Here is a 4,356-nt window from a genome sequence, read left to right on the forward strand (position 1 = left end):
GGGGTCTCGGCGACCAGCGCGCGGTAGCCGAAGTGGATGGTGTCCGGGTCCACGAGCAGGCTCTTGGTGCGGTGGACGGGGATGAACACCGAGCCGTAGCCGAGGGGGACAGCTCGGTCGCCGTCGTCGGCCCACAGCAGCGAGATCGCGGTCAGGAGCCGCTGCGGGTGGCCGAAGGGGCGGCGCTCGGCCGCGTAGGGTCCCTCGGGCCACAGGAGACTGGTGGCCTCATGCATGGGTGCTGTCCCCCGCGTTGGCCGCGGTCCAGATGCTCTTGCCGAGGTACTTGCGCAGGTGGTTGTGCTTGTAGGGGTAGCGCTCCCAGATGGTGCTGACGGGCTCGGTCAGGACGTTGCCCAGTTCCAGGAACAGGTCGGGCTGGTCGTAGACGGGCCACGCCTGGGCCTTGCCGTCGGGCTCGATGACGATCATGTGGCCCTCGGTCTCGTCCGTCCACGCGGTCAGGCGCAGCGCGGGGGTCCAGCCCATGTCGGTGCGCAGGCCGCCCACGCGGTCGAACAGTTCCCGGGCCTCGGTGTTGGACAGGAACTCGTGCTCCTTGAGGTTGAGCGCGTTGCCCTTGCGCAGCGGCATGATCAGCTTGACCTTGCCGGCGCCGAGCATGTCGGCGATCTGCATGAGGTAGGGGATCGCGGACTGGGTGGAGCGGTAGACGACGCAGGACAGGTCGATGGGGATGCCGGTGTCCTGCAGGTGCCGGATGCCGTTCATGATCTTGTCGTAGTCGCCGCGGACGCGGCTGGTGATGGCGCGCGGGCCCTCCAGGCCGACGTTGCAGGAGGCGACCTTGCCGACGAGGTTCTTGGCGTGGAGCTCGGCGCGGATCGCGTTGGTCGGCACGGTGACGATGAAGTCGCGGTGGAACAGGTCCACGATGTCGCCGAGGTCGCGGCGCTGCATCGGCTCGCCGCCGGACAGGAACACCCGGCCCACCCCGTCCAGGTTGCGCCGGATGGTGTCGAACTGGGCGAGGGACGCGTCGGGCTTCTGCAGGGTCTCCGAGCAGAAGTCGCAGTCCAGTTCGCAGCGCTTGGTGACCTGGAGGATGACGCTGAGCGGGGCCGTCAGGGTCTGGGCGAGCGCGTCGAGGTCGGCGCCCTCGGGGATGGTGAAGTGGTGCCCCGCCTTAGAGAAGGCGATGCCGTTGCCCAGGTCGATGGTGCGCTGCGGGGGCACGGTGGGGATGCCGAGTTCGGCGGTCATGGTCCTCCGTTCGGGCGCGCGGGAACGCGCTTCGGGTTGGCTTTGGGGCGTGAAGTGGCCCCGCCCGCCGTGAGGTTGCGGAACACGGCGGGCGGGGGGCGGCACCGGTACACCAGCGGTGCCGCGTTCGGTCTCGCGTTGTGGGCCGAGGACCAGCCAGCAGTGCGAGGGGGGTGGTGTCCGGCCGTCCAGGGGCTCGCCGCAGGGGAACGGTGGTTGTCACGAGGACGGCCGGAGTGAAGCCCCTGGCAGCCGAGGCAGTCCGTGTGCACGCTCGGCGGCCAGGGAGTGTGTGGGGTGCCCGTGCGGGCTCTCCGTGTACTCCACGCTACGCGATATCTATTACACGTGCAATAGAAACTGCCTAGGTCGGGGTCAGGTGACGGCCTCGTGCGATCCGTCGTCTCCCACTGCACGGATTGCCTTCACCCGGTACTCCCAGATGAGCTGGGCCGATCCGTCCACGCCGGGCTCCTCGGCGAGCACCTTCTTGTCCACGGCGACGAGGTCAGGCACCAGGTCGGGATGGCGGCGCAGCGCGTCGGCGAGGGCCTGGAACGCGTCAGCCGGCGTCTCCCCCGTCACCTGCAGGCCGGTCATCACCAACGGTTCGATGTCGGCAACCTCGGAGGCCGGCGCGTCGGCAGCGGCCTGCTGCGCCTCCTCATAGGCGGTGAAGATGGCTTCGCCGCGACGCAGCTGCACATCCGTGTAGACGGTGCCCGCCCGGAAGCGGTCGATCTCGGTCACGGGTTCTCCAGGTCATGCCCGGCCGCCGGGCTCGCTCGGGTCGCAGCGAGCGATGGACCAGGCCCGGCGGCCGGGAGTTGGGGGCGCAGTCGATTCGGGGACTGCGTGGTGGCGGTCAGGAGTCGAAGGCCCGCAGCAGCGCCGCACGCTGGGCACGGGCGCGGTGAGCTCGGATGCGCTCGGCATCTGCCGGGTGGTGCAGGTCGCTGTCCAGCGCCGTCCACTCCCGGCCGCCGCCCTCGGGGCGCAGGAAGACGCGGGCGCCGGAGACGTCCTGGAGGATGCCGTGGCGATCGGCGGCGCTGTCGTAGTACAGCTCGCCCACGATGAGTGTGGACGCTGGGGCAGGGGGTGCGGGCATCGCGTGCTCCTTCGGTTGACGTGCCGCCAGTCCCGCGCTGGGGTGTATGGCTGGATGCCGTCGGTGCTCACTCAGTACATCGAGCAGGCACGGCGGAGCGGGAGGAAAAAGCGCTCTCGTACCGGACGGGCGGCACCGGAAAAACATGTGACGGAGCATCAGCAAGGGCCTGCAACAAGGCAGTTACGGCGGGTAGCGTGATGGGAGTGGTGGAGAACGAGCAGCTGGCCGCCGCGATGGAACGCGCTGGCCTCAATCAGGGCGAGTTGGCGGAGGCCGTCAACTCCCAGCTGGACGCGGCCGGCCTCAAGCCCTCGGTGACCGATCGGACCGTGCGGTACTGGCTGGCCGGAAAAACCCGGTGGCCCCAGAAGGCGATACGACGCGCGCTCGTGGCAGTCTTCGGATGCCACATCGAAGACCTGGGGTTTGTGCCCCCGCCGCCGCGCGGTCGCGCTGCCGTCGTCCCGCCGGAGGACTCCGCCTTGCTCCGCCGCACCTTCCTCACCGCCGTCGGCACCGCGGCCGCCGTCGCCCCGCTCCCGCCTGCGCCGCGCCGCATCGGCATGGGCGACGTGGAGCGGCTGCACCAGCGCTTCGCCGAGATCATCGCCCAGGACCACCAGCAGGGCGGTTCCCGGGACGCGGAGAACCAGGCGCTGGCGATGGCGGGTCAGGCCCTCGCGCTCCAGTCGCAGGGCAGTGCGTCCCAGCGGGTGCGGGCCGCGCTGTACGCCACCGCCGCGGCGTTCACCAGCTCGGCGATGTGGGCCGCGATCGACGCCCGCCGCTTCAACGAGGCTCAGACCTACTTCAACCAGGCCGCCGCGCTGGCCCGGATGTCGAACGAGCAGGCCATCGAGTTCCGGATCTGGTCCCACGCCGGGTCGATGTTCCGGCACCTGAACCGCTCCTCCGACGCACTGGCCGCCAACGACGTGGCCCGGGGCATGGCGGTGACGCGGAAGGACCCGTTGTTCGCGAGCCTCGGGCACGCCCGGCATGCCGCGATCTTGGGGCTGACCGGCGACCGCCCGGCCGTCGAGCGTGCCATGGGCGCTGCGCAGGACGCCTTCGGCCGGGCCCGGGAGGAGAGCCGCCCTGTGTGGCTGACGGCGTTCTTCGACCAGGCCGAGCTCCACAGTCTCGCGGTGGCCGCGTACTTGAGCCTTCGGGACTTCGAGCAGGCCGAGGCCCATGCCCACAGCTCGCTGACGCACCTGCGCGGGCATCTGAGCCGGTCCCGGGCCATCACCACGGCGCGGCTGGCCCGCGCGCAGGCCGGCCAGGGCGAGTTCGAGACGGCGGTGACAACAGCGGCCCCACTGCTGGAGAGTGGCGCGGGGCAGCACCCGCGGGTGGGGCAGATGCTCACCCGCCTGGCGCGGGGAATGCAGGAGTCTGCCCCGCACTCGCCCGTCGCCCGAGAATGGGCGGACCGGGTTCGCGATCATCTGGGGAGGACGGCATGACGGTCCAGCTGCGCCACTACACGATCTTGGACGACGCCTGGCAGGCGATCGTGGCGGTGTACTCGGAGGTCCGAGCCCCCCTGCTGCACCTGCCGCACTACTCGGTGGCCAGGTTCGGGGAGCGGCTGACCCGGCACGGCGCGGAGCCGGGCTGGGAGGCGGTGGTCGCCTGGGACGGTGACGAGGCGGCCGCGTTCATCTACGCCAACTCCCTGGACGGTGCGGCGGACCGGTGGTGGACGCGGATGAACGACGTGCCCGGCCCGGAGACAACCAGTCTGCCCACCGTGGCGGTCAAGGAGCTGATGGTGCGCGAGCGGTGGCGCAAGACCGGGCTGTCGGATCAGCTGCACGAGTCGCTGCTGAGCGGCCGTGTCGAGGAGCAGGCCACGCTCATGGTCAACCCGGAAGCCGGGAACGGCAAGGTCATGGCGATCTACGACCGCTGGGGCTACCGTCCGGTGAGCCGGGTACAGCCGTCGCCTGACTCGCCGCCGCTGGTGGCGATGGTGCGACCGGTCCACGTCCCCGCCGCCTGACGCACGAGAC

General features: G+C 70.6%; 6 protein-coding genes. 2 read left to right on the forward strand and 4 right to left on the reverse strand.

Translation table 11 applies throughout. The annotated features are described in order from the left end of the window. The 4 genes from ACFP3V_RS31750 to ACFP3V_RS31765 all read right to left on the reverse strand — a co-directional run. Window positions 1-236 (reverse strand): hypothetical protein (locus ACFP3V_RS31750; RefSeq protein WP_380591279.1); only part of this gene is annotated, 236 nt, incomplete at its 3' end. Then, the gene (locus ACFP3V_RS31755; protein ID WP_380591282.1) at window positions 229-1,224 is read right to left on the reverse strand and encodes a radical SAM protein; all 996 of its coding nucleotides are present in this window, start codon (window positions 1,222-1,224) and stop codon (window positions 229-231) included. The genes ACFP3V_RS31750 and ACFP3V_RS31755, both read right to left, overlap by 8 nt. A gap of 375 nt (window positions 1,225-1,599) precedes the next feature. Then, window positions 1,600-1,974, reverse strand: coding sequence for a hypothetical protein (locus ACFP3V_RS31760; RefSeq protein WP_380591285.1), 375 nt, complete (start codon window positions 1,972-1,974; stop codon window positions 1,600-1,602). A 115-nt stretch (window positions 1,975-2,089) separates the two neighbouring features. Further along, window positions 2,090-2,335 carry a hypothetical protein gene (locus ACFP3V_RS31765; RefSeq protein ID WP_380591288.1) on the reverse strand — a complete coding sequence of 82 codons (246 nt, stop codon included), beginning with the start codon at window positions 2,333-2,335 and terminating at the stop codon, window positions 2,090-2,092. 200 nt (window positions 2,336-2,535) lie between these two features. Here ACFP3V_RS31765 and ACFP3V_RS31770 point away from each other — a divergent pair, with 200 nt between their 5' ends. Both ACFP3V_RS31770 and ACFP3V_RS31775 read left to right on the forward strand, forming a co-directional pair. Beyond that, window positions 2,536-3,807 carry an XRE family transcriptional regulator gene (locus ACFP3V_RS31770; protein ID WP_380591292.1) on the forward strand — a complete coding sequence of 424 codons (1,272 nt, stop codon included), beginning with the start codon at window positions 2,536-2,538 and terminating at the stop codon, window positions 3,805-3,807. Continuing rightward, window positions 3,804-4,346: a GNAT family N-acetyltransferase gene (locus tag ACFP3V_RS31775; protein ID WP_380591290.1), complete on the forward strand. Its 543-nt coding sequence runs from the start codon at window positions 3,804-3,806 to the stop codon at window positions 4,344-4,346. The genes ACFP3V_RS31770 and ACFP3V_RS31775 overlap by 4 nt, the downstream gene beginning before the upstream one ends. The last annotated feature ends 10 nt before the right edge of the window (window positions 4,347-4,356 follow it).

This window comes from Streptacidiphilus monticola (assembly GCF_042658505.1).
Lineage (GTDB): Bacteria > Actinomycetota > Actinomycetes > Streptomycetales > Streptomycetaceae > Streptacidiphilus > Streptacidiphilus monticola.